Origin of the sequence: Streptomyces sp. Y20, from assembly GCF_043195475.1 — a bacterium.
Classification (GTDB): Bacteria; Actinomycetota; Actinomycetes; order Streptomycetales; family Streptomycetaceae; genus Streptomyces.
The window spans coordinates 20,962-45,433 of the sequence record NZ_JBIDDP010000024.1 but is presented as its reverse complement, the minus strand read 5'-3'; the positions used below and the strand labels follow the sequence as shown (position 1 = coordinate 45,433).

Here is a 24,472-nt window from a genome sequence, read left to right as displayed (position 1 = left end):
CGGTGCGGGGACACGGCCGACGGTGACCGACCGCAGGACGCCCGAACGACGTACCAGGGGGACGCTACACATGACCCACCGGATATCCCGCCGAGCCGGGGCACTCACGACCGCTCTCGGCGCCACACTGCTCGTCTGCGCCACCGTGCTTCCGGCCGCGGCGGCGCCCACGGCCACCGTGACCTGCACGTCCGCCAGGGCGGGGCTGGCCGACAAGCTGAAGAAGGACATCACGGCCGCGCTCGCGAACCGCGAGGGCACCGTCGCCGTCGGCCTGTACGACCGCTCCACCGGCACCACCTGCACGCTGAACGCCACCACCGCCTTCGACTCGGCCAGCACCGTCAAGGTCACCGTGCTCGCCACGCTGCTGTGGGACGCGAGGAAGCACAACCGGTACCTGACCGACACCGAGGCCGACCTCGCCACGGCCATGATCACCCAGTCGGACAACGACGCGACCAGCAAACTGTGGAAGCAGCTCGGTGCGGCGAGGATCCAGGACTTCCTGACCGCCGCCGGCATGACCAGGACCGTGCCGGGCGCGGACGGTTACTGGGGTCTGACCCAGGAGAACGTCATCGACGAGCAGAAGCTGCTCCAGCTGGTCACCGCGAAGAACAGCGTGCTGAGCGACAACTCCCGGGCCTACATCCTGAAGTTGATGGGCCAGGTCGTCGCGGACCAGCGCTGGGGCACCCCCGCCGGCGCGCCGTCCTCGGTCTCCGTGCACGTCAAGAACGGCTGGCTCCAGCGCTCCACGCACGGCTGGCGCGTGCACAGCCTCGGCACCTTCAACGGCGCCGGCCACGACTACATGGTCACCGTGCTGACGCAGGACGACAGCACCATGGACTACGGCGTCGCCACGATCCAGAACGTCGCCACGGCGATCCACAAGGACCTGGTGCCGGCCACCCCCGGCGTCACGCGCTACACCCCGACCACTCGGCCGCGCGAGGCGTTCGTCGCCGTACCGCCGCGGAGCTGATCCGGGGCCGCGGCTCCACGGGACGGTCTCCCGCCGGGCACCGTCCCGTCCTGCGGTGACCGCCATGCGCCCGAGAACCGCACTCGCCCTTCTCGCCGCCGGCCTGGCGGCGGCCACCCGCCTCACCGTGGGGCCGGCCGTCGCCGATGCCCGCCCCGGTCACGTCTGTTCGCCCCGCGTCCAGCTCGACCGCTTCTCCGACGCGCCCCGACGGCCGCCCGCGGTCAGGTGCGGTCCTGCCCGTCGCACGATGAGCGCCTTCGCCCGCGAGGACGAGCTGGACGCGGCGGACCACCCCTGCGACACCGCGCTGCCCTGGGCGGATCCCGCCTACCCGGACGCCAACTACGGCGAGGGCAAGCGGCAGGCCGAGGCCGTGCTGGTCGACCAGGCGCGTGTACCGGTGGTGCTGGCCCGGGTGGCGCACGTGCTGGCCGCGGAGGACGACCGCATCGGGCGCTTCCGGTGCCACGTGGACCGGATCCGGGCCGGGCGGCCCGTGGTCGCCCACGCCCGCCCCGGCCGTACCTCCCTGGCGCTCGCCGCTGACGTCGCGGGCTTCCTCGCCTCCGCGGCCGTCTCCGGCGTCACCGGAGCGGCCAACGTCGCCTCGCCCGACCCCGTCGACGTCCATGACGTGTGCCGCGCGGTGGAGGCGGTCACCGGGCGCACGGCCCGGGTGGTGGAGAAGGCGGACGCGGCCGGCGACCCGGACCTGTCCCCGTTCTCCTGCCCCCCCGACTTCGGCATGGCGACCGGGCGCGCGGCGGACCTGGGCCACCGGTTCACACCGGCCGCCGAGTGGCTGCCCGAGCTGGCCCGGACCGTGGCGGAGCGGTCCGGCTCGCCCGGGGGGCGCTGATGTTCGACCTGGTGGTGATCATGCGGGTCCGCGAGGCGGGTGAGATCGCGGCGGTAGCCGGCGCCCTGGCCCGGATGCGCCCGCTGTGCCTGGCGGAGGACGGCTGCGTCGCCTGGGAGGAGTACGGGTCGCAGGCGGACCCGGCCCGCTTCGTCCTGGTCGAACGGTGGGCCGACCGCGCGCACTGGGAGGCCCACGGCTCCGGCGCGGCCATCCGGGACATCTGCGTCCCGGAGCTGCTGCCGCGCGTCGAACGCGAGGTGCACCCCTGCCGGCCGGTGACCCCGATTGTTGCGGAGGGATGAAATCCGCATCCGGCGGCGTTGCAGCCTTGCGGTAGATCGGCTCTGACGGAAGGCACCGGTGTGGCACCGCGACGGGGATGGGCACGAAGGCTGGCGGGATATGCCTGGCGGTATCCGAAGGACGTCGTGCTGGCCCTCGGCTCCTCCCTCGCCGGCATGGCCGTCATGGCCCTCGTCCCGCTGATCACCAAGGTCATCATCGACGACGTGATCGGCGCCCGCACCCGCGCCATGGCCCCCTGGGCCGGCGCCCTGGTCGGCGCGGCCCTCCTGGTGTACGGCCTCACCTACGTCCGTCGTTTCTACGGCGGCCGGCTCGCCCTGGACGTCCAGCACGACCTGCGCACCGAGATGTACGCCACGATCACCCGGCTGGACGGCCGCCACCAGGACGAGCTGTCCACCGGGCAGGTCGTCGGCCGGGCCACCAGCGACCTCCAGCTGATCCAGGGCCTGCTCTTCATGCTCCCGATGACCATCGGGAACGTCCTGCTCTTCCTGCTGTCCCTGGTGATCATGGCGTGGCTGTCGCTGCCGCTGACCCTGGTCGCGCTGGCCGTCGCCCCGGCCCTCGGCTGGATCGCCCGGCGCAGCCGCAGCAGGCTGCACCCCGCCACCTGGTACGCCCAGGCGCAGGCCGCCGCCGTCGCGGGCGTCGTGGACGGCTCGGTGAGCGGCGTCCGCGTCGTGAAGGGCTTCGGGCAGGAGGAGCAGGAGACCGGCAAGCTGCGCGAGGTCGGCCGCCGGCTCTTCGCCGGACGGCTGCGCACCATCCGCCTGAACAGCAGGTACACCCCCGCGCTCCAGGCGGTCCCGGCGCTGGGCCAGGTCGCCATGCTGGCCCTCGGCGGCTGGCTCGCCGTACGCGGCCACATCACCCTCGGCACGTTCGTCGCCTTCTCCACCTACCTCGCCCAGCTGGTCGGCCCGGTCCGCATGCTGGCGATGGTCCTCACCGTCGGCCAGCAGGCCCGCGCCGGCACCGAACGCGTCCTGGAACTGATCGACACCGAGCCCGGTCTGACGGACGGCACCAGGCCCCTCCCCGCCGACGCGCCCGCGGCCGTCGAGTTCGACGACGTGTCCTTCGCGTACGGCGGCACCCCCGTCCTGCAGGGGCTCAGCTTCGAGATACGACCCGGTGAGACCCTCGCCGTCGTCGGCTCCTCCGGCTCCGGCAAGTCCACCCTCTCCCTGCTCCTGCCGCGGTTCTACGACGTCACCCACGGCGCCGTCCTCATCGGCGGCCACGACGTGCGCGAGCTGACCCTGGACTCGCTGCGGGCCGCGATCGGACTGGTCCCGGAGGACTCGTTCCTCTTCTCCGACACCGTCCGGAACAACATCGCCTACGGCCGCCCGGACGCCACCGCCGAGGAGATCGAGGCCGCCGCCCGCGCCGCCCAGGCGGACCGTTTCATCGCCGAGCTGCCCGACGGCTACGACACCACCGTCGGCGAGCACGGCCTCACCCTCTCCGGCGGCCAGCGCCAGCGCGTCGCGCTCGCCCGCGCCCTGCTCACCGACCCCCGCCTGCTCGTCCTCGACGACGCGACCTCCGCCGTCGACGCCCGCGTGGAGCACGAGATCCACGAGGCGCTCAAGCAGGTGATGCGGGGCCGTACGACCCTGCTCATCGCCCACCGCCGCTCCACCCTCAACCTCGCCGACCGCATCGCCGTCCTCGACGGCGGCCGGCTCGCCGACCTCGGCACCCACGAGGAACTCCAGCAGCGTTCGGCGCTCTACCGCCGCCTGCTCACCGACCCCGACGAGCTGGGCCGGGTCTCCCCGGGCCACGCCGTGCCCGCCGGACCGAGCGAGGACACCTCCGTCCGCGACGAACTGGACGCCGAGTTCGACGCCGAGCGGGGCGTGACCCCGCGGCTGTGGACCGGCGACCGCGAACCCCGCGACCAGGCCCTGTCCGGCACCCCGGCCACCCCGGAACTCCTCGCCCAGGTCGAGGCGCTGCCCCCCGCCACCGACACCCCGGACATCGACGAGGGCCGCGCCGTCCTGCCCGAGGACTCCTACGGACTGCGCCGCCTGCTGCGCGGCTTCCGGCTGCCCTTGCTGGTCAGCCTGCTGCTGGTCGCCGTGGACGCGGGCGCGGGCCTGCTGCTGCCGGTGCTGATCCGACACGGCATCGACTCGGGCGTGACCAAGGCGGCGCTCGGCGCGGTCTGGTCGGCGGCCCTGCTCGGCCTGCTGACCGTCGTCGTCCAGTGGGCCGCGCAGACCGGCGAGATCCGGATGACCGGACGCACCGGCGAACGCGTGCTGTACACCCTGCGGCTGAAGATCTTCGCGCAGCTCCAGCGGCTCGGCCTGGACTACTACGAGCGCGAGCTGACCGGCCGGATCATGACCCGGATGACGACCGACGTCGACGCCCTGTCCACGTTCCTCCAGACCGGCCTGGTGACCGCGTTCGTCTCGGTCGTCACCTTCTTCGGCATCATGGTCGCCCTGCTGGTCCTCGACGTACGGCTCGCCCTTGTCGTCTTCGCGACCCTGCCCCCGCTGGTCGTGGCCACCTTCTTCTTCCGCCGGGCGAGCGTGAAGGCGTACGAACTCGCCCGCGAGCGCGTCTCGACGGTCAACGCCGACCTCCAGGAGACCGTGGCCGGGCTGCGGATCGTGCAGGCCTTCCGGCGGGAGGGGGACGGCGGCCGGCGGTTCGCCGAGCGCAGCGACGCATACCGGCGCGCCCGGGTCCGCGGCCAGCGGCTGATCTCCGTCTACTTCCCGTTCGTGCAGCTGCTGTCCTCGGTCGCCGCGGCGGCCGTGCTGATCGCGGGTGCCGGCCGGATCGAGGCGGCCACGCTCACCACCGGCGCCCTGGTCGCCTACCTGCTCTACATCGACCTGTTCTTCACCCCCGTCCAGCAGCTGTCCCAGGTCTTCGACGGCTACCAGCAGGCCACGGTCTCGCTGGGCCGCATCCAGGAACTGCTGCGCGAGCCGACGTCCACCGAGTCCGCCGGCGAGCCCCTGGAGGTGCTGTCGCTGCGCGGTGACATCGCCTTCGAGGACGTCCACTTCGCGTACGGCGACGAGGAGGAGGCCCTGTCCGGCATCGACCTGCGGATCCCGGCCGGGCAGACGGTCGCGTTCGTCGGCGAGACCGGCGCCGGCAAGTCGACGGTGGTGAAGCTGGTCGCGCGGTTCTACGACCCCACCGCCGGCCGGGTCACGGCCGACGGCACGGATCTGCGCGCCCTGGACCTCACCTCGTACCGGCACCGGCTCGGCGTCGTCCCGCAGGAGGCGTACCTCTTCCCGGGCACCGTCCGCGACGCCATCGCCTACGGCCGGCCGGGCGCCACCGACGCCGAGGTGGAGGCCGCGGCCCGCGCGGTAGGCGCCCACGAGATGATCGCCACCTTGGAGGGCGGCTATCTGCACGAGGTCGCCGAGCGCGGCCGCAACCTCTCGGCGGGCCAGCGCCAGCTGATCGCCCTCGCCCGCGCCGAACTGGTCGACCCGGACGTCCTGCTCCTGGACGAGGCCACGGCCGCCCTCGACCTGGCCACCGAGGCACAGGTCAACCAGGCCACCGACCGCCTCGCGGGCCGCCGCACCACGCTGGTCGTCGCCCACCGCCTGACCACCGCGGCCCGCGCCGACCGGGTGGTGGTCATGGACCGCGGCCGGGTCGCCGAGGACGGCACCCACGAGGAGCTGCTGGCCCGCGGCGGCCGGTACGCCGAACTGTGGCGGACCTTCGTCGGCCGGTCCGAACCCGAGGAGCCGGTCGGCGTGTCCCGCTAGTCGGGGGTTGAGGAACATCGGAACGAAAACCGGCGCTAAGCCTCCGTCGCCCCTAGTGGGCGGCTGACGGAGCGTCGGCGGGCGGACCGGTCTGAAGTCGTCCCACGGATAACACCCCAATATCGGTGACGTTCTACGGCCGCTGCGTGAAGCGGCCCTGTTATCTGCGGTAAGGGGGGAAGTGGTGCCCACCGTCGTAGAGCTGCCGACCGGGAAGGCACTGACTGTCCGGGCGGCGGCAGACGTGTTCCTCGACTTGCTCGGCAACCCGAACACGGTCCGGAACTATGGGATCGGGGTGGGTAAGACCGCCGAACGGCTCGGCGAGGCTCGGCCGCTGGCGCCGGTGGCGGACGATGAGATCGGCGAGGCCCTGGAACTGCTGTGGAGCACCGCGGCAGTGAACACCTGGAACGCCCGTCGGGCGGCGTGGACTTCGCCGGGCGTCGTTGCCGGGTCAAGGCGAAGGGCGCCCGTGCCAAGGCCCGCCGCCGGGGCCAGGCGCGCGAGGACTTCGTAGGGGAGACCGTCTACTGGGACGCCGGCACCGCCCGGCTGTTGCCCCGGCTGCTCAAGGGACGAACCCGCGGGCCGGTGTTCGTCACGCACCGCCGTCCGGGGCCGGGCAAGGTCGTCAGCCCCCGTGACGTCTGCCCGGATACCGGGCTGGCCCGGCTTTCCTACGGACAGGCCCGCGCCCTGCTGGACGAGCACACCGCGGTGCGTGGTCCCGGAACGGGCTGGGACCTGCACGAGTACCGCCACTCCGCCCTGACTCACCTCGGTGAGCAGGGCGTCTCGCTGCTGATGCTCATGGCCAAGTCCCGGCACAAGAAGCCGGAGAACCTCCGCCGCTACTTCAAGCCCTCGGCCGAGGCAATCGCCGAAGTCACCAGCCTGCTCGCACCCGGCGACGCGCGGCGTTGATCCACCCAGTCAGCCGGAACGCCGACCCTCATACACGGTGGGGTATGGGCGAGGACCGCCGCCTTCGGCGACCACACCTCGGCTGCCGACCGCGCGTCGCGGGCCCCGATGCGGGAGGGGCTTGTCCATCCGCAGGGACGGCAAAAAACAAAGGGCAAGGAGGTTACCTACTCCTTGCCACTCTCAGCTTATAGCGCACGGGGGGTCTTGCGGCAAGGCCCGGGTCGTGGCGCAGAATCGTCGGCCGAGGCCAGAGCTTGGGGAAATCAGGGATTCGCGAAGTACGTGCGCCTTTATCGACTGTGGGTTCTGCGGGACGTGAAACCGCTGGTGGGACTCGCGGTGTGGTTGCGGGCACGGGGCGCGGAGGTCCGGGTGTGCGCGCCGCCGGACGGCGTAGAGCAGCTGGCCGAAATGCAACCTTGTTGAGTGGGGGGTTCATGATTGATGTAATCATTGCTGGCGGCGGACCGACCGGTTTGATGCTGGCCAGCGAGTTGCGGCTGCACGGCGTGCACGCGCTCGTGCTGGAGAAGGAGGCGGAGCCGACCAGGATCGTCCGCTCGCTCGGCCTGCACGCGCGCAGCGTCGAGGTGATGGACCAGCGCGGTCTGCTGGAGCGGTTCCTCGCGCTCGGCAAGCAACACCCGGTCGGTGGCTTCTTCGCCGCCATCAACAAGCCAGCGCCGGACCAGCTGGACACCGCGCATCCGTACACCCTCGGCATTCCGCAGACCACCACCGATCGCCTGCTTGCCGAGCACGCCACCGAACTCGGCGTCGAGATCCGGCGCGGCTGCGAACTCGTCGGGCTGAGCCAGGACGAACACGGGGTGACCGCCGAACTTGCCGACGGCACGCGGCTGCGCTCGCGCTACCTCGTCGGTTGTGACGGCGGCCGCAGCACGGTGCGCAAGCTGCTCGGTGTCGGCTTCCCCGGCGAGCCCTCCAGGGTCGACACGCTGCTGGGCGAGGTGGAGGTGACCGCGCCGCCGGACACGCTGAACGCCGTGATGGCCGAAGTGCGCAAGACCCACAAGTGGTTCGGCGCCATGCCCCTCGGCGACGGGGTGTACCGCCTCGTCGCGCCCGCCGAAGGGGTGGCCGAGGACCGCACGGTCCCGCCGACCCTGGACGAGCTGAAGCGGCAGGTGCGGAAGCTCGCCGGCACCGACTTCGGCGTGCACTCACCGCGCTGGCTCTCCCGCTTCGGCGACGCCACCCGGCTGGCCGAGCGCTACCGGACCGGCCGGGTGCTGCTGGCCGGCGACGCGGCTCACATCCACCCGCCGACCGGCGGGCAGGGGCTCAACCTCGGCATCCAGGACGCGTTCAACCTCGGCTGGAAGCTGGCCGCCGAAGTCAACGGCTGGGCACCGGAGGGACTGCTGGACAGCTACCACACCGAACGGCACCCGGTGGCCGCCGATGTGCTGGACAACACCCGCGCGCAGATGGAGCTGATGTCCGTCGAGCCGGGTCCCCAAGCAGTGCGTCGGCTGGTGTCGGAACTGATGGACTTCGGGGAGGTGAACCGGTACCTGATGGAGAAGATCACTGCGATCGGGGTCCGCTACGACTTCGGTGAGGGGCATGAACTGCTCGGCCGACGGTTGCGGGACGTGGGGCTGAAGCGGGGTCGCCTCTATGAGCTGATGCATGACGGCCGCGGGCTGCTGCTCGACCAGACTGGCCGCCTCTCGGTGGCAGGCTGGGCAGATCGAGTCGACCACGTCGCCGACATCAGCGAGGAACTGGACGCGCCCGCGGTGCTGCTGCGGCCGGACGGCCACGTGGCGTGGGTTGGTGACGATCAGCAGGATCTGCTCGACCGGCTTCCCCGGTGGTTCGGCGCTGCGGTCAGCTGAGCGCGCAACTCGGGGCACGAAAGCCCACCGGGCCTGCCCGGACGGAGCGGGTACGCAAAGCTGTCACTCGTGAGGAGACGCTGTACCCGCTCCAGGCCACTGACCAGTACTGACGCGGAGTGGGAGGCGGCTAAGAGGCCGGTCACTCGTCCTCGGCGGCATACGGGTCGCGCAGAGGCCGCTTCCGCCGGGTAGCTCCGGCAGTTGGCAGGAGTAGCGGCCGAGCATGTTGATGTGGTGCCGCACGAACGGGGAGAGGCGGGCGACGTCCTCGTCGCGGACGTCGAATCCGTCCGCGCAGCTGGTTGACCGCGGCGTCCATGTAGCGGGTGTTGAAGAGTACGAGGGTGTTGAGGACCAGGCCCGCCCTCCAGGGGCTTAGCGCCGGTTTTCGTTCCGATGTTTCTCAACCCCCTAGTAGTCCGTGTCCGCCCCCCCGGCCACGCGTGTCGCTGACGGTCGTGCAACCATCCGGCACACGTGTGCGTCCGTACATCAGTACGGGCACAGAGGAGTGTGAACGTGGTGCGGGGAGGACGACGAGTGGACAGTGGTGCGATACGCCGGCGACTGGCGTCGGGCGCGGCCGTGCTGGCCGTGTCGGGGGCGCTCACCCTCTCGGTGACGGGGGCCGCGCAGGCCGCCCCGGCCGGTGGTGGCTGCGCCGGGCACGAGGTGCGGACCCTGCCGTTCAGAACCGGCGTCACCCACGTCTACAAGCGGGACGGCTACGTCTGCGCCGTCACCGTCGCCCGGCGCTCCGGCGCCGCCCAGACGATGTCGGTCAGCGTGCAGGCCCGCGGCAACCGGCCGGTCGTCGACCGGGGCCGCTACCGGCACCACGCCGGCCCGGTGACCGTGCACGCCGGCCACCGCTGCGTCTGGATCAAGGGCACGGTGGACCGGTACTCGATCAGCTCCGGCTGGATCCTGTGCTGAACGACTGAACGGCTGAACGGCTGAACGGCTGAACGGCCGCGCGGGGTCGCGCAATTTCCTCTGGTGCGACGGCAGTTGCTGGGATAGCTTCCGGCGCACATCTGTCTCACAGGGGAGAGTGCGCATGCGCAAGGCGCTCAGATGGCTGCTGGCGCTCACGGTGCTCCTGGGCACGTTGAGCACGGCGGCCGGGGCGGCCACCGCCGCCGAGCCCGAGCCCACCGACATCAAGGACCGGCTGCTGTCGATACCCGGCATGAGCCTGGTCCAGGAGAAGCCGTACCCCGGCTACCGCTACTTCGTCCTGAACTACACCCAGCCGGTCGACCACCGCCACCCCGGCCGGGGCTCCTTCCAGCAGCGGATCACCGTGCTGCACAAGGACACCAGCCGTCCCACGGTCTTCTACACCAGCGGCTACAACGTCTCCACGACCCCCTCGCGCCGCGAGCCCACCCAGATCGTGGACGGCAACCAGGTCTCCTTGGAGTACCGCTTCTTCACCCCGTCCCGTCCCGAGCCGGCCGACTGGTCCAAGCTCGACATCTGGCAGGCGGCGAGCGACCAGCACCGCGTCTACCAGGCCCTCAAAACGGTCTACTCCGCCAACTGGCTGGCCACGGGCGGCTCGAAGGGCGGCATGACGGCCACCTACTACGAGCGGTTCTACCCGCGCGACATGGACGGCGTGGTGGCGTACGTCGCCCCGAATGACGTCGTCAATGACGAGGACTCGGCGTACGACCGCTTCTTCACCCGGGTCGGCACCAAGGCGTGCCGGGACCGGCTGAACGCCGTCCAGCGGCAGGCGCTGGTGCGCCGCGAGCCGCTGGAGAAGCGGTACGCCCGGTACGCCGCCGACAACGGCTACACCTTCGGCACCATCGGCAGCCTGGACCGGGCGTACGAGGCCGTCGTCCTGGACTACGTGTGGGGCTTCTGGCAGTACAGCCTGCTCAAGGACTGCGACACCGTCCCGGCGGACGCGGCCACCGCGAGCGACGACGCGATCTGGGACTCGGTCGACACCATCTCCGGTTTCTCCGCCTACACCGACCAGGGCCTCGAGACGTACACGCCGTACTACTACCAGGCGGGCACCCAGCTGGGCGCGCCGACCATCCACTTCCCGTACCTCGGCAAGCACCTGGTCCGCTACGGCTACCAGCCGCCGCGCAACCTCGTGCCGCGTTCCATCCCGATGCGCTTCCGGCCGCGGGCCATGCGGGACGTGGACACCTGGGTGCGGCACCACGCCACGCACATGCTCTTCGTCTACGGCGAGAACGACCCCTGGGGGGCGGAGCGCTTCCGGCTCGGCGCGGGCGCCCGTGACGCGTACGTCTTCACGGCGCCCGGCCTGAACCACGGCGCGAACGTGGCGGGCCTGGTCCCGGACCAGCGGGACCTCGCAACCGCCCGCGTCCTGGACTGGGCGGGCCTCTCACCGGCCACCGTGGCCCGGGCGAAGCCGCTCGCCCGGTACGACGCCCGGCTGGACGCCAGGAACGCGGAGGAGACGGAGCGGGAACGCGCGCTGCGTCCCTGAACGCCCCGGTGGCCCGGCCGCTAGTAGGTCAGCCCGTGTCCGATCGGGTACAGCACCCGGGCCGGGTCGTCCGCCCGCTGCACCGGTACCGGCAGCTTCCCGCGCGGTGCCACCCGGCCGGCGATCACCCGTGCGGCGGCGCGCAGTTCGACGTCCGTCCAGCAGTACGTGGCCAGACAGGCCCGGACGGAGGGGAACTGCGCGACGTCGTACGGGTTGCGGACCGCCACCACGGCCACCGGCTTCCCGGTCTCCAGCAGACGGTCCACCAGGGTCCGCTGGGCGCTGGAGGCCGTCACGTTGTACGTGCACACGACCACCGCGTCCGCGTCCCGAGCGGCCGCGACCGCCTCGGTGACGGCCGCGGTGGAGGGGGTGGTGCCGGTGGACAGGGCCGTGGCGGTGAAGCCCAGCCCGGTGAGGGCGGCGGCCAGGACGCCGGTGGGCGGGCCGGTGGTGCCGGACGGCGAGGCCGGGTCGGCGCCGACGACCAGGACCCCGCGTTCCCGGCGGGGGTCGAACGGCAGGGTGCCGCCCTCGTTGACCAGCAGCGTGGTGGTGCGCTCGGCGATGCGGTCGGCGGCGGCCAGGTGCGCGCGCGTGCCCACCGTGCGGCCGATGCCCGCCGGGTCGGCGTAGGGGTCCTCGAAGAGCCCGAGCCGGGCCTTCAGCCGCAGGATGCGCAGGATCGATTCGTCCAGGCGGGCCTCGGTCAGCTCGCCCTCGCGCACGGCCGTCAGCACCGCGTGCCACGCCACGTCCAGGGACGGCGGGTTGAGCAGCTGGTCGACGCCGGCCTTGAGCGCGAGCACCGGTACCCGGTCGTCGCCGTACTTGGTGCGGACCCCCTCCATCCCCAGCGAGTCGGTGATCACCACCCCGTCGTAACCGAGTTCGCCGCGCAGGATGCCGGTGACGATCGGACGGGACAGGGTCGCCGGGTCACCGGAGTCGTCCAGGGCCGGGAACTGGATGTGCGCGGTCATGACCGAGTCGATGCCCGCCCGGACGGCGGCCCGGAACGGCACCGCGTCCAGCCTCTCCCACAGCTCCCGGCTGTGCGTGATGACCGGGAAGCCGTAGTGGCTGTCGACGGCGGTGTCCCCGTGGCCCGGGAAGTGCTTGGCGGTCGCCGCGACCCCGGCCGCCTGATAGCCCCTCACCTCGGCGGCGACCAGAGCGGCCACCGCCTCCGGGTCGGCGCCGAAGGAGCGGACGCCGATGACGGGGTTGGCCGGGTTGACGTTCACGTCGGCGTCGGGGGAGTAGTCCTGGTTGACGCCCATCGCGCGCAGCTCGGCACCGGAGATCCGGCCGAGGGCGCGGGCGTCGGCGCGGGAGCCGCCCGCGCCGACCGCCATCGCACCCGGGAACAGGGTGGCCGGCCTGCCGATCCGGCAGACGGCGCCGTGCTCCTGGTCGGTGGCGATGAGCGCCGGCAGTCCGCGCGGCTGCTCCAGGCAGGCCCGCTGGATGCCGTCGGACAGGTCCGCGATCTGCCGCGGGTCGCGCGTGTTGTGGGCCCAGGTGAAGTAGATGATGCCGCCGACCCGGTACCTGCCGATCAACTCGGCGGCGGTACGGACGCCGATCTCCTGGAGGTTGGCGTCGACGTCGGCCTTGTCGGGGGCGGTGGCGGAGTGGCCGTAGACCCGCATCACGAACAGCTGGCCGACCTTCTCCTCCAGCGTCATCCGGGAGATCAGGGCGCGCAGCCGGCGGTCGTGGACGGCGGAGCGGCCGGCGGCCCGGGCGGTCGCCGGGACGGTGAGGCCGGCGGTGAGGCCGGCGGTGGCGGCGAGGAGGGCGCGCCTGGACGGCCGTGCGGCGCTTCCCGTGTGTCCCGTGCTTCCCGTGCTGGTGTCGTGCACGTGCGCTCCTTCCAGAGGAGAACCGCTGAAGGAAACTTCCGAGGAGTCACCAATATCCGGGAAGTTTCTTTCCGTCAAGGGAATGCACAGTAACCACGGGAGGGCCGCCGCCGACGCATTCCGGCGGGCGCGTCCAGCTCCTGGACATCACGTGACCGGATGCCGGGCGAGCCGTCATCATGCGGCCATGCCCGCAGTCGACATCCCCGGTTCCAAGTCCATCACCGCCCGCGCGCTCTTCCTCGCCGCGGCCGCCGACGGCGTCAGCACACTGGTCCGGCCGCTGCGCTCCGACGACACCGAGGGCTTCTCCGAAGGTCTGACCCGGCTCGGCTACCGGGTCGGACGCACCCCCGGCACCTGGCAGATCGACGGCCGCCCGCAGGGTCCGGCGCGCGCCGAGGCCGAGGTCTTCTGCCGCGACGGCGCCACCACCGCCCGCTTCCTGCCCACCCTGGCCGCCGCCGGACACGGCACCTACCGCTTCGACGCCTCCCCGCAGATGCGCCGCCGCCCCCTCGGCCCGCTCACCCGCGCTCTGCGCGACCTCGGCGTCGACCTGCGGCACGAAGGCGCGGAGGGCCACCACCCGCTCACCGTGCACGCGGCCGGCGTCGAGGGCGGCGAGGTGCTGCTGGACGCCGGCCAGTCCTCCCAGTACCTCACCGCGCTCCTCCTGCTGGGCCCGCTGACCCGCACCGGCCTGCGCATCCGGGTGACCGACCTGGTGTCGGCGCCGTACGTGGAGATCACCCTCGCGATGATGCGCGCGTTCGGCGCCGACGTCGTCCGGGACGGCACGGTGTACGACGTCCCGCCCGGCGGCTACCGGGCCACCACCTACGCCATCGAACCCGACGCCTCCACCGCGAGCTACTTCTTCGCCGCGGCGGCCGTCACCCCGGGCCGCGAGATCACCGTGCCCGGCCTCGGCACGGACGCGCTCCAGGGTGATCTGCGCTTCGTGGAGGTGCTGCGGCGGATGGGCGCGGACGTGACGGTCGCGCGGGACCGCACGACCGTACGCGGCACGGGCGAGCTGCGCGGGCTCACCGTGAACATGCGGGACATCTCCGACACCATGCCGACGCTGGCCGCGATCGCGCCGTTCGCCTCAGGGCCGGTCCGCATCGAGGACGTCGCCAACACGCGGGTGAAGGAGTGCGACCGCCTGGAGGCCTGCGCGGACAACCTGCGGCGGCTCGGCGTCGACGTGGTGACCGGCCCCGACAGCATCGAGATCCGGCCCGGCACGCCCGCGTCCGGCGTCGAGATCAAGTCCTTCGGCGACCACCGCGTCGTCATGTCGTTCGCCGTCACCGCCCTGCGCACCCCCGGTCTGACGTACGACGACCCCGGCTGCGTGCGCAAGACGTTCCCCGGTTTCCACGACGCGTTCGCGGCGCTGCCCACCGCGGGCTGACGCCCCTCGGACACCCCCGGAAGCGCCCTCGGCGAGCGCGTCGGTCTACGCCGCCTCGCCCAGCAGCCGGGTCAGGTGGTCGCGGCCCTCGTCCAGCAGCCCGGCGAGCGGGGCGGCCTCCTCGTACCAGCGCTTCTCGTACTCCCAGCACAGCCAGCCGTCCCAGCCGTTCCGGGCGAGGACGTCCACGCACTCGGCGAGCGGCAGGACGCCCGCGCCCAGGGGCAGCGGGGCGGTGTCCTCGGCCGAGGCGACGTCCTTCACCTGCACGTACCCCAGGTGCGGCGCGAGGGCCGCGTAGGTCTCGGCCGGTTCCTCGCCGCCCAGCCAGGTGTGCATCACGTCCCACACCGCGCCCACCTGCCGGTGGCCGACCGGGCCGATGACGCGGATCGCGTCGGCTCCGGTGGGATGGGAGTCGTGGGTCTCCAGCAGGACGCGGACGCCGAGCGCTGCGGCGTCCTCCGCGGCGGTGCCGAGCCGCCGGGCTGCGATCGCGTCGGACTCCTCCCGGGGCTGCTCCGCGTCGGCGCCGGGCAGGACGCGGACGTAGGGCGCGCCGAGGTCGTGGGCCAGCCGGAGCAGTCCGCGGATCTCCTCCAGCACGGGGCCGTCGTCGCCGGGGGCCGCCACCCGGGCGTACCCGGCGATCCCCAGCACCTCGATCCCGGCGCCCCGGAACTGGGCCGCGACCTCGGCGCGGCCGGCCGGGGAGAGGCCTGGATGCACCGGCTCCTCGGGGTGGGCGCGCAGTTCGACCCCGTGGTAGCCGTGGGCGCTCGCGAGCGCCAGGACCTCCGGGACGGGCAGACCGGGGACACCGAGAGTGGAGAACGCCAGCTTCATGGTCACGGAACGTACCCCCCAGCCGCCGACCTCATGCCCCGCACGACGGCACGGCGACGCCGCGACCGCCCGGACCGCTCAGCTCCGCACCCCACGTGCCGGCCGGAACACGTTGATCTGGGCGCCGGTCTTCGCGGTGAGTGACGACACCAGCTCCCAGGTCCGCAGGGCCCCGTCCGCCGGGAAGACCGACTTGCCGCCGCCGAGCATCACGGGCATGACCACGAGCTGCAATTCGTCCACCAGGTCCGCGGCGATCAGCGCCCGCACCAGCGTCGGACTGCCCATCATCGCCACGTCGCCACCGTCGGCGGCGCGCAGCTCCCGCACCTTGTCCAGCGCCTGCGCGCCCGGCACGCGCACGGTGTTGTCCCAGGTCAGGTCCTCGTCCCCGAGGGTGTCCGACACGACGTACTTGCGCAGGGAGTTCAGCCGGTCGGCGAAGGGGTCCCCGGCCCGCTCCGGCCAGGCGGCGGCCATCGTCAGGTAGGTCCGCCGCCCGTACAGCAGCGCCTCGGCCTTCTCCAAACCTGCGGCGAAGGCGCCGCCGAGGGCCTCCGGGTCGAAGAAGGGATGCGACCAGCCGCCGTGCGCGAACCCTCCGTCGGTGTCCTCCTCGGGCCCGCCGGGGGCCTGCACGACTCCGTCGAGGCTGATGAACTCGGTGACGACGACACGCATGGGGTGCTCCCGTTCCTGTTTTCCGGTCCGTGGTCCGTACGGCAGTGCAGACAGCCGGCCGCCGCGAAACTCATCGCCGGGCCGGGCCGCCGTTGCCCGCGCCGGGCGCCCCGGACACCGGACCCGGGCGACACCTCGGGGAGCCGGCCGCACCGCGAGGACACCGTACGCGCCGGCGCGGCACCGGCGGCTCCGCGGCTCCCGCCCGGGCCGCGCGCCCGCCGGGCGCCCGCGGCCCGCGCCGGGGGCGCCCCGCCGCTCACGGCGTCCGGGGCACCCCCGTGGAGCCCCGCACCATCAACTCCCCCCGCACGGAGGCGATCCCGCCGGGCGGCGGTTCCTCGCGGCCCATCGCGATGCGGCCCGCCCGGGCTCCCGCCTCCGCCAGCGGCAACCGGACCGTGGTCAGTGAGGGCAGCGTGTCGACGCTGAACGGGAGGTCGTCGAAGCCGGCGACCGAGACGTCCCCGGGGATGCGCAGGCCGGAATCGCGCAGGGCGGCGCAGGCGCCGAGGGCGACGGAGTCGTTCGCGGCCACGACGGCCGTCAGGGAGGGGTCGCGGCGCAGCAGCTCCAGCGTGGCCTCGTACCCGGACCGGCGGTCGTAGCGGCCGTACACCGTCCGGCGCGGGTCGTCCTCGACGCCGGCCGCCGTCAGGGCCGCGCGGTGGCCCTCCAGGCGGTGCCGGGTGGTGGTGCGCTCCTGAGGGCCGGCGATGTAGCCGAGCCGGCGGTGGCCGAGGCCGACGAGGTGGTCGGTCAGCGCGCGGGCGCCGCCCCGGTTGTCGAAGGTGAGGGCGACGGCGTCGGCGTCGGCCGCGGGCGGGCGCCCGCACAGCACGACCCGGGTACCGGCGTCCGCCAGCTTCCGCAGTTTCGCCGCGAGGGCCGCCGCGTGCGGCGCCTTCTCCACGGCTCCGCCGGTCAGTACGACGGCCGCGGCCCGCTGCCGCTGGAGCAGCGTCAGGTAGGTCAGTTCGCGTTCCGGGGAGCCGCCCGTGTTGCAGACGACCGCGAGCCGTTCGCCGCCCGCCCGCCCGCCGGGACCGCCGATCTCGGCCTGGATCGCGCCGGCCATGATCCCGAAGAAGGGGTCGGCGATGTCGTTGACGAGGATGCCGACCAGGTCGGAGGTGGCCGCGGCGAGCGCGCTGGCGGGTCCGTTGAGGACGTAGTCCAGCTCGTCCACGGCCCGCAGCACCCGTTCGCGCGTGGAGGCGGCCACCGGGTAGTTGCCGTTCAGCACGCGCGACACCGTCGCTGGGGAGACCTGGGCGCGGGCCGCCACGTCCGCCAGGGTCACCGTCATCGTCGTCCTCCGGTCGCGCGCGTCGTCGTACGCCCTCGTAGACATCCAGGTGGATGTCCTGGTTCCGAGCAGACCCTAAGGCCAAGGGGCCGGATTGTTCGCCCCCTCGAACAACTCGAAGCGGACACGGTCTTGTACGGGCCACCTCCAGGGGCTAGCTTCTCAGCGTAGAAAGCGCTTGCTGCGCGGTGGCGGCACGCGCTTCCCGGACTGACCGGACTGATCGGGGCGCGCGGCGCCCACGGAGGGGACTGACGTGACACGCAAGACGGTGCGTATCGCCATGAACGGCGTGACCGGGCGCATGGGCTACCGCCAGCACCTCGTCCGGTCGATCCTCGCCCTGCGCGAACAGGGCGGCCTCGACCTCGGCGACGGCACCGTGCTCTGGCCCGAGCCCGTCCTGGTCGGCCGCCGCGAGCACGCCCTGAGGGAGATCGCCGGCCGGCACGGCCTCACCGAGGTCTCCACCGACATCGACGCCGTGCTCGCCGACCCGTCCGTCGACATCTACTTCGACGCCCAGGTCACCTCCGCCCGCGAGGAAGCCCTCGGGAAGGCGATCGCCGCCGGCAAGCACGTCTACACCGAGAAGCCCACCGCCACCGGCCTGGACGGCGCCCTCGCACTCGCCCGTCTCGCCCACGCCCGGGGCATCCGGCACGGCGTCGTCCAGGACAAGATCTTCCTGCCGGGTCTGCGGAAACTGAAGCGGCTCGTCGACGGCGGCTTCTTCGGCCGGATCCTCTCCGTCCGCGGCGAATTCGGGTACTGGGTCTTCGAGGGCGACTGGCAGCCGGCCCAGCGCCCCTCCTGGAACTACCGCGCCGAGGACGGCGGCGGCATCGTCGTCGACATGTTCCCGCACTGGGAGTACGTCCTGCACGAGCTGTTCGGCCGGGTGAGGTCCGTCCAGGCCCTGGCCACCACCCACATCCCGCAGCGCTGGGACGAACAGGGCAAGCCCTACGACGCCACCGCCGACGACGCCGCCTACGGCGTCTTCGAACTGGAGGGCGGTGCCGTCGCCCAGATCAACTCCTCCTGGGCGGTCCGCGTCCACCGCGACGAACTGGTCGAGTTCCAGGTCGACGGCACCGAGGGCTCGGCGGTGGCCGGCCTGCGCAGCTGCCGCGCGCAGCACCGCAGTGCCACCCCCAAGCCCGTCTGGAACCCCGACGTCCCCGCCACCGAGGTCTTCCGCGACCAGTGGCAGGAGATCCCCGACAACACCGAGTTCGACAACGGCTTCAAGGCCCAGTGGGAGCTGTTCCTCAAGCACGTCTACGCCGGCGCCCCCTACCGCTGGGACCTCCTGGCCGGCGCCCGCGGCGTCCAGCTCGCCGAACTGGGCCTCAGATCCTCGGCCGAGGGACGCCGCATCGAGGTGCCGGAGGTCTCCCTGTGACCATCCGGCTCCCCGATGCCCAGGGGCGGCTGCGGACGTACGAGCCGCGCACCGCACCCCTCGCCGTCACCCCCGGCACCCCCTTCACCTCCCGTACGGTCTTCTCCGCGGCCCATGTCGTCGCCGACCCGTACGCCGACATCCCGCCCGACGCGCCCGCCGCCGTCGACTGGGACGCCACCCTCGCCTTCCGCCGCCACCTGTGGGCCCACGGCCTCGGTGTCGCCGAGGCCATGGACACCGCCCAGCGCGGCATGGGCCTGGACTGGGCGGGCGCCGCCGAGCTGATCCGCCGGTCGGCTGCGGAGGCGAAGGCGGCCGGCGGCCGCATCGCCTGCGGAGCCGGCACCGACCAGATCACGGAAGGCACCCTCGCCGGCATCCGCGCGGCCTACGAGGAACAGCTCGCCGTCGTCGAGGACGCGGGCGCCCAGGTCATCCTCATGGCGTCCAGGGCACTGGCCGCGGCCGCCACCGGCCCCGAGGACTACCTGGAGGTCTACGGCCACCTCCTGCGCCAGTGTGCCGAGCCGGTCGTCCTGCACTGGCTGGGCCCGATGTTCGACCCGGCGCTTGAGGGCTACTGGGGCGCGGCGGACCTCGACGCGGCCACCGACACCTTCCTGGAGGTGATCGCGGCCCACCCCGACAAGGTCGACGGCGTCAAGGTCTCCCTGCTCGACGCGCGACGCGAGACGAACCTGCGGCGCAGGCTGCCGCACGGGGTGCGCTGCTACACCGGCGACGACTTCCACTACCCCGAGCTGATCGCGGGCGACGGCCAGGGCTTCAGCCACGCCCTGCTGGGCGTCTTCGACCCGCTGGGCCCGCTGGCCGCGCAGGCCGTACGGGTACTGGACACCGGGGACGTGACCGGGTTCCGCGCGCTCCTCGACCCCACGGTCGAGCTGGCCCGGCACCTCTTCCAGCCCCCCACCCGCTACTACAAGACGGGCGTCGTCCTCCTCGCCTGGCTCGCGGGCCACCAGTCCCACTTCACGATGGTCGGCGGCCTCCAGTCGGCCCGCTCCCTGCCGCACCTCGCCCGCGCCTACGAACTCGCCGACGGTCTCGGCCTGTTCCCCGACCCGTGGCTCGCCGAGGAGCGCATGAAGACGCTTCTCTCCCTGTACGGGGTGGACCGGTGAGCACGACGAGCGGCCTCGAACGCTTCTCGGTCAACCAGATGACCGTGAAGCAGCTGACCCTCCCCGAACTCGTCGCGGCCTGCGCCGAGTCGGGCGTCTCCCAGGTGGGCCTGTGGCGCGGACCCGTCCAGGCGTACGGGGTCGAGGCGGCGGCCGGCTTGGTGCGCGACGCCGGTCTGACGGTGACGACCCTGTGCCGGGGCGGCTTCCTCACGGCGATCGATCCGGCGGCCCGCGCGGCGGCCCTGGCCGACAACCGCCGGGCGGTCGAGGAGGCCGCCGTCCTCGGCACCGGCACCCTGGTGCTGGTCTGCGGCGGCCTCCCGGCCGGCTCCAGGGACCTGCACGGCGCGCGGGAGCGGATCGCCGACGCCCTGGCGGAACTCGGCCCGTACGCCGAGGGCCACGGTGTGCGCCTCGCCATCGAGCCCCTGCACCCGATGTACGCCGCCGACCGCTGCGTGGTCTCCACCCTCGCCCAGGCCCTGGACCTAGCCGAACGCTTCCCCGCGCATCAGGTGGGCGTGACCGTGGACACCTACCACGTCTGGTGGGACGACCGGGCCCCCGCACAGATCGCCCGCGCCGGCGCGGCGGGCCGCATCCACGCCTTCCAGCTCGCCGACTGGACCACGCCCCTGCCCGAGGGCGTCCTCAACGGCCGCGGCCAGCTCGGCGACGGCGCGATCGACATGCGCGAGTGGCTGGGTCACGTGGAGGCCGCCGGCTACACCGGCCCGATCGAGGTCGAACTCTTCAACGACGGCCTGTGGGCCCGGGACGGCCGGGAGGTGCTGGCCGAGACGGCGGCACGCTTCGTCACCCACGTCACCTGAGTGCGGTGCCGCCGGACACGGTGAGGAGCCACTGCTCCCGGGTGATCTCGTACCGCACACCCCCGTGCTCGGAGCCCTCGACCATCTCCATGTCGGGGGGAGTGGGGATGGTGCCCGCGAGCGTCATCTCGAGCTTCTCCATGATGTTGCGCGAACCGTGGTTCAGGGCCATCGTCTCAGCCCAGACCATGCGCACACCCAGCTGCGTGAACGCCTTGCCCAGCAGGGCCCGCGAGCCTTCGGTGGCATACCCCTTGCCCCAAGCCGCCCGCCGCAGCCGGTAGCCGAGTTCGACCTCGTCCAGCGGGCCCTGCGGCTCGGGACGCAGGCAGAACCAGCCGATGAACGCGCCGCCGTCCTTCTCGTGCGCGGCGAACAGTCCGAGGTCGCCGCCCCATCTCTCGTAGCCGGCGATGATGTTCGGCAGGTGGCGCTCGCGGACGACGTCCGGGTCGGTCGGGTGGCCCCCGGTCAGATAGCGCATCACCGCGGCGTCACCGTCCAGCTCGATCAGCAGGTCGGCGTCGTCGGTGGTGAAGCGGCGGAGCGTCAGTCGCTCGGTCTCCAGGTAGGTATGCACAGGGTGGAGCATGCCTGGAGCGGGTCGGGCGGTTCAACGGCTTTACCGGCGCGGCCTGGCAACGCGTCAGCCCTCCTGGAGCTGCCCCCGCTTCACGGCGGCCACGAAGTTCGCCCAGCCGCCCGCGGAGAAGAGCACCGCCGGACCGGAGGGTCCCGCCTTGCTGTCGCGCACGGGCACGGCGGCGTGGCCACGGGCGACTTCGAGGCACTCGCCCTGGTCGCCGCCACTGCGGCTCGACTTGTACCACCCGGTGAGAGTGGACGAGTCGACGACGGCGTGCTCAGTGCTGACCATGTGCGTGTTCCTCCGCTGCTGCCCTGACCAGGGCCAGTGACTCCCGCTGCGACAATGCGTCGCTCAGGGCCAGAGCGTAGGCCGTCTGGCTGGCTGTCACCAGGGCCGGATCATCCATCAGGTTCCCCGTCACGAAACCTTCGACGTAGGCGACCGGCGCCGAGTCCTCGAAAGCCATCAGTGTGAGCAGGCTCTGCAAGAGGGCGTGTGCGCCGACTTCGTACGGCAGGACGTGAAGGCGCAACTGCCCCGCGTCGGCCATGTCGGCGATACGCCGCAGCTGCTCCGCCATGACCCGGGGGCCGCCGACACGGCGGCGGAGGACACCCTCGTCCAGCAGCGTCCAGACGACCGGCCGTGCCGGCCTCTCCAGAACACGGCGACGGTTTGTTCGGATGACGACGAACTCGTCAAGTTCCGCGGCCGTGTAGTTCGGCCTGTAGGCGCGGAAGAGGGCGCTCGCGTAGTCGTCGGTCTGCAAGATGCCCGGAACCAGCGTGAGTGCGAACTGCTGGATGACGGCGGCCTGTTGCTCCAGCTCGGCAACGACCGCGAAGTGGTCGGTGTACTTCGTCTCCAGATCCTCCAGCCACCGGGCGAAGAACCCGTCCGTCCCGAGCGCCTGGTCGATACGCCGGGCGTCGTCCGGCTTGGGCAGCCGCCTGCCCGCCTCGTAGTGACTGATCAGGGTCGGCGAGCAGACCACCTGGTCGCCCAGTTTCTCCTGCGTGAGCCGGGCCGCCGTCCGGCGCAGCCGCAACTCCTCCCCGTACTTCTCGCGCGGCGTTCGCGGCCTGTGGTCCTCGCTCATACGGCCAACTCCCTTGCTGACAGGCCCGATGTCAACTCCCCGCCCCTGGCAGCCTAGCCACCGCCGACCCCACGCTGTGAGTGATTCGCCACAGAACGCAGTCACCGCAGGTGAGAGAGCAGGCTGTCATGACGCATTTCCTGGCCCGGCTGCTGGAGCCGTTGTTCCGGCTGCTCCTGCCCGCCCGAGGGCGACGGCGCCGGGGGGCACCCGCACCGCCCCCGTCGGCCTACGCGTACCCGTACTCGTGCCGGTACGTCGGCGGTCCCACGGCGTACCGCAGGGGCGAGGCCCCCCTGCGCGGCGAGGACAGCCCGCTGGTCCGCCCCTACCTCGATCGCGTGGAGACCTGCGCGTGAACGACCTGATGCCCGATCCCGCGACGAGCGGGCGCCTGCTCCCCTGGACCGGCACGGAGGGAAAACCCTGCTATCTCCTGGGCGACGGCACGGGGTACGTCTCCCGGCTCGCCGACCAGATCGAGGGCGTGCAGCTCGGCATGGCGGACGCGCTGCTGGAACACGCCGCCGAACTCCTCGCCGCACATCGGCTGACCGGTGAGGAGCTGCACTACCTGGCCCGGCGGCTCAGCGAGTCCCTGCGCGATGTCAGGCGCGTCGCGGAGAGCAGGGGCGCGCGCCTGGGCCGGCCGGACTGAACGGCGGCCCTGGGGCAGCCCCTCAGAAGAACACGCCGCAGCGCAGCAGCACGTTGGCGTACGGCCGGGCCTCGCCGGTGCGCACCACCAGGCGGGCCCGCGCCGACAGTTCCTTCAGCCGCTCGTGCGGGACCAGGGCCAGGCCGGGGAGGCGGGACTCCAGCAGCGCCGCCGCCGCCGGGTTGGCCTCCCTAACCTCCTCCGCCGCTGTCGCGCCCTCCACCACCAGCTCGGCCAGCAGGCCGTCCAGGACCTCGGCGAACGACGGCACTCCGGCGCGGAACGCCAGGTCGACCACCCGCGGGCCGTCCGGGACGGGCATGCCCGCGTCGCACACCAGCACCCCGTCCCCGTGCCCCAGTTCGGCGAGGGCTCCGGACAGGTGGCGGTTGAGGATGCCGGCCTTCTTCACAGGGCCTCGACCTCCTCCGCCGTGGGGTAGGACTGCTGCGCGCCCCGCCGTGTCACTGCCGCCGCGCCGACCCGGGCGGCGTAGGCCGCGGCCTCTGCCGGTGCGGCACCCGTGCCGAGCCTCCAGGCCAGGGCCGCGGTGAAGGCGTCACCCGCACCGGTCGTGTCCACCGCCTCCACCCGCACCGACGGCACCCGTGTCACCCCGGAGCGGTCGCACACCAGCGCACCTTCGGCGCCCAGCGTCACCACCACCGAGCGAGGGCCCTTGGCCAGCAGCAGCCGGGCCCAGTCCGCGGGGTCCTCGCTCACGCACGCGTCACCGAGGACCACCCGCGCCTCGTGCTCGTTGACGATCAGCGGATCGCAGGCCGCCAGCACCTCCGTGGGCAGCTCACGCGGGGGAGAGGGGTTCAGCACGAAGCGGCTGCCGGGCGCCAGGGCGCGGACCACCTCCACGACCGTCTCCAGCGGGATCTCCAGCTGCGCCGAGACCACCCGGGACGCGTGGAAGAGGCTCGTGGCCGCCCGGACGTCCCCGGGCGTGAGCCGCGAGTTGGCGCCCGGCGACACCACGATGCTGTTGTCGCCGGAGGGGTCGACGGTGATGAGCGCGACACCCGTCGGCGCGCCGCCCACCAGGACACCCACCGTGTCGACCCCGGCCCTGAGCAGGGAGTCGAGCAGCAGCCGGCCGTGCCCGTCGTCACCGACCCGCGCCAGCAGGGCCGTGGCGGCGCCGAGCCGGGCGGCGGCGACCGCCTGGTTGGCGCCCTTGCCGCCCGGGTGGACGGCGAGGTCGCCGCCGAGCACCGTCTCGCCGGCGGCCGGCCGCCGCTCGACACCGATCACCAGGTCGGCGTTGGCCGATCCCACGACCAGGAGGTCGTAGTCGTACATCTGTTGACTCCCCTGTGAATGGCTGTAGGGCGGACGGCCGTCCGGGCTCCTCGCCCGGCACGGCCGTCCGCCCCC

22 protein-coding genes and 2 pseudogenes are annotated in these 24,472 nt (G+C 72.7%); 14 read left to right on the top strand and 10 right to left on the bottom strand.

All coding sequences use genetic code 11. The features are described from left to right. The first annotated feature begins 70 nt into the window (after positions 1–70). From ACGFT1_RS35530 to rox, 6 genes and pseudogenes are all read left to right on the top strand, one after another. Complete coding sequence (locus tag ACGFT1_RS35530; protein ID WP_373913117.1) at positions 71–991, top strand: serine hydrolase; 921 nt, start codon at positions 71–73, stop codon at positions 989–991. Between the two features lie 64 nt (positions 992–1,055). Continuing rightward, entirely contained in the window at positions 1,056–1,853 is a 798-nt protein-coding gene (locus ACGFT1_RS35525) for a hypothetical protein (protein ID WP_373913116.1), read from the top strand. Further along, complete coding sequence (locus ACGFT1_RS35520; protein WP_373913115.1) at positions 1,853–2,158, top strand: putative quinol monooxygenase; 306 nt, start codon at positions 1,853–1,855, stop codon at positions 2,156–2,158. The genes ACGFT1_RS35525 and ACGFT1_RS35520 overlap by 1 nt, the downstream gene beginning before the upstream one ends. A gap of 60 nt (positions 2,159–2,218) precedes the next feature. Next, positions 2,219–5,935 (top strand): ABC transporter ATP-binding protein, encoded by a 3,717-nt coding sequence (locus ACGFT1_RS35515; protein ID WP_373913114.1) that lies wholly within the window; start codon positions 2,219–2,221, stop codon positions 5,933–5,935. A gap of 184 nt (positions 5,936–6,119) precedes the next feature. Beyond that, positions 6,120–6,862, top strand: a pseudogene (locus ACGFT1_RS35510) (site-specific integrase). A gap of 440 nt (positions 6,863–7,302) precedes the next feature. Further along, positions 7,303–8,730, top strand: coding sequence for a rifampin monooxygenase (gene rox / locus ACGFT1_RS35505; protein ID WP_373913127.1), 1,428 nt, complete (start codon positions 7,303–7,305; stop codon positions 8,728–8,730). Between the two features lie 142 nt (positions 8,731–8,872). On the opposite strand, the pseudogene ACGFT1_RS35500 reads toward rox, so the two are convergent. Continuing rightward, a pseudogene (locus ACGFT1_RS35500) lies at positions 8,873–9,094 on the bottom strand (Tn3 family transposase); the annotation flags it as partial. Between the two features lie 179 nt (positions 9,095–9,273). On the opposite strand from ACGFT1_RS35500, the gene ACGFT1_RS35495 reads away from it, so the two are divergent. After that, positions 9,274–9,669 (top strand): hypothetical protein, encoded by a 396-nt coding sequence (locus tag ACGFT1_RS35495; protein ID WP_373913113.1) that lies wholly within the window; start codon positions 9,274–9,276, stop codon positions 9,667–9,669. 124 nt (positions 9,670–9,793) lie between these two features. Beyond that, the gene (locus ACGFT1_RS35490; protein ID WP_373913112.1) at positions 9,794–11,218 is read left to right on the top strand and encodes a S28 family serine protease; all 1,425 of its coding nucleotides are present in this window, start codon (positions 9,794–9,796) and stop codon (positions 11,216–11,218) included. Positions 11,219–11,238: 20 nt separating this feature from the next. On the opposite strand, the gene ACGFT1_RS35485 is transcribed toward ACGFT1_RS35490, so the two are convergent. Continuing rightward, positions 11,239–13,089, bottom strand: a complete 1,851-nt coding sequence (locus ACGFT1_RS35485) for a glycoside hydrolase family 3 protein (RefSeq protein WP_373913111.1) — start codon at positions 13,087–13,089, stop codon at positions 11,239–11,241. A gap of 187 nt (positions 13,090–13,276) precedes the next feature. Between ACGFT1_RS35485 and aroA the strand changes: the two genes are divergently transcribed. Further along, a complete protein-coding gene (aroA, locus tag ACGFT1_RS35480) occupies positions 13,277–14,512 on the top strand; it encodes a 3-phosphoshikimate 1-carboxyvinyltransferase (RefSeq protein WP_373913110.1) in 1,236 nt (411 codons plus the stop codon). A gap of 45 nt (positions 14,513–14,557) precedes the next feature. On the opposite strand, the gene ACGFT1_RS35475 is transcribed toward aroA, so the two are convergent. From ACGFT1_RS35475 to ACGFT1_RS35465, 3 genes are all read right to left on the bottom strand, one after another. After that, positions 14,558–15,358 carry a sugar phosphate isomerase/epimerase family protein gene (locus tag ACGFT1_RS35475; protein ID WP_373913126.1) on the bottom strand — a complete coding sequence of 267 codons (801 nt, stop codon included), beginning with the start codon at positions 15,356–15,358 and terminating at the stop codon, positions 14,558–14,560. A gap of 78 nt (positions 15,359–15,436) precedes the next feature. Continuing rightward, positions 15,437–16,039, bottom strand: a complete 603-nt coding sequence (locus tag ACGFT1_RS35470; RefSeq protein ID WP_373913109.1) for a dihydrofolate reductase family protein — start codon at positions 16,037–16,039, stop codon at positions 15,437–15,439. A 259-nt stretch (positions 16,040–16,298) separates the two neighbouring features. Then, complete coding sequence (locus ACGFT1_RS35465) at positions 16,299–17,348, bottom strand: LacI family DNA-binding transcriptional regulator (RefSeq protein ID WP_373913125.1); 1,050 nt, start codon at positions 17,346–17,348, stop codon at positions 16,299–16,301. Positions 17,349–17,604: 256 nt separating this feature from the next. Here ACGFT1_RS35465 and ACGFT1_RS35460 point away from each other — a divergent pair, with 256 nt between their 5' ends. From ACGFT1_RS35460 to ACGFT1_RS35450, 3 genes are read left to right on the top strand one after another with little or no spacing between them, the layout of a single operon-like run. After that, the gene (locus tag ACGFT1_RS35460) at positions 17,605–18,756 is read left to right on the top strand and encodes a Gfo/Idh/MocA family protein (RefSeq protein WP_373913108.1); all 1,152 of its coding nucleotides are present in this window, start codon (positions 17,605–17,607) and stop codon (positions 18,754–18,756) included. Beyond that, on the top strand, positions 18,753–19,904 hold the full coding sequence (locus ACGFT1_RS35455) for a dihydrodipicolinate synthase family protein (RefSeq protein WP_373913107.1): 1,152 nt from the start codon (positions 18,753–18,755) through the stop codon (positions 19,902–19,904). The genes ACGFT1_RS35460 and ACGFT1_RS35455 overlap by 4 nt, the downstream gene beginning before the upstream one ends. 38 nt (positions 19,905–19,942) lie before the next feature. After that, on the top strand, positions 19,943–20,740 hold the full coding sequence (locus ACGFT1_RS35450) for a sugar phosphate isomerase/epimerase family protein (protein ID WP_373913124.1): 798 nt from the start codon (positions 19,943–19,945) through the stop codon (positions 20,738–20,740). Here ACGFT1_RS35450 and ACGFT1_RS35445 read toward each other — a convergent pair. The 3 genes from ACGFT1_RS35445 to ACGFT1_RS35435 all read right to left on the bottom strand — a co-directional run bounded on the left by ACGFT1_RS35445 (position 20,733) and on the right by ACGFT1_RS35435 (position 22,428). Next, positions 20,733–21,320: a GNAT family N-acetyltransferase gene (locus ACGFT1_RS35445; protein ID WP_373913106.1), complete on the bottom strand. Its 588-nt coding sequence runs from the start codon at positions 21,318–21,320 to the stop codon at positions 20,733–20,735. The two genes, ACGFT1_RS35450 and ACGFT1_RS35445, sit on opposite strands and share 8 nt — an antisense overlap. A gap of 66 nt (positions 21,321–21,386) precedes the next feature. Then, complete coding sequence (locus ACGFT1_RS35440) at positions 21,387–21,617, bottom strand: DUF397 domain-containing protein (protein WP_373913105.1); 231 nt, start codon at positions 21,615–21,617, stop codon at positions 21,387–21,389. After that, a complete protein-coding gene (locus tag ACGFT1_RS35435) occupies positions 21,604–22,428 on the bottom strand; it encodes a Scr1 family TA system antitoxin-like transcriptional regulator (RefSeq protein ID WP_373913104.1) in 825 nt (274 codons plus the stop codon). Before ACGFT1_RS35435 ends, ACGFT1_RS35440 begins: the two co-directional genes overlap by 14 nt. Before the next feature lie 128 nt (positions 22,429–22,556). On the opposite strand from ACGFT1_RS35435, the gene ACGFT1_RS35430 reads away from it, so the two are divergent. Both ACGFT1_RS35430 and ACGFT1_RS35425 read left to right on the top strand, forming a co-directional pair. Next, on the top strand, positions 22,557–22,787 hold the full coding sequence (locus ACGFT1_RS35430) for a hypothetical protein (RefSeq protein WP_373913103.1): 231 nt from the start codon (positions 22,557–22,559) through the stop codon (positions 22,785–22,787). A gap of 8 nt (positions 22,788–22,795) precedes the next feature. Further along, positions 22,796–23,086 (top strand): hypothetical protein, encoded by a 291-nt coding sequence (locus ACGFT1_RS35425; RefSeq protein ID WP_373913123.1) that lies wholly within the window; start codon positions 22,796–22,798, stop codon positions 23,084–23,086. Between the two features lie 22 nt (positions 23,087–23,108). On the opposite strand, the gene rbsD is transcribed toward ACGFT1_RS35425, so the two are convergent. Beyond that, positions 23,109–23,498 carry a D-ribose pyranase gene (gene rbsD / locus ACGFT1_RS35420; protein ID WP_373913102.1) on the bottom strand — a complete coding sequence of 130 codons (390 nt, stop codon included), beginning with the start codon at positions 23,496–23,498 and terminating at the stop codon, positions 23,109–23,111. Continuing rightward, on the bottom strand, positions 23,495–24,397 hold the full coding sequence (locus ACGFT1_RS35415; protein WP_373913101.1) for a ribokinase: 903 nt from the start codon (positions 24,395–24,397) through the stop codon (positions 23,495–23,497). Before ACGFT1_RS35415 ends, rbsD begins: the two co-directional genes overlap by 4 nt. Positions 24,398–24,472: the final 75 nt, after the last annotated feature.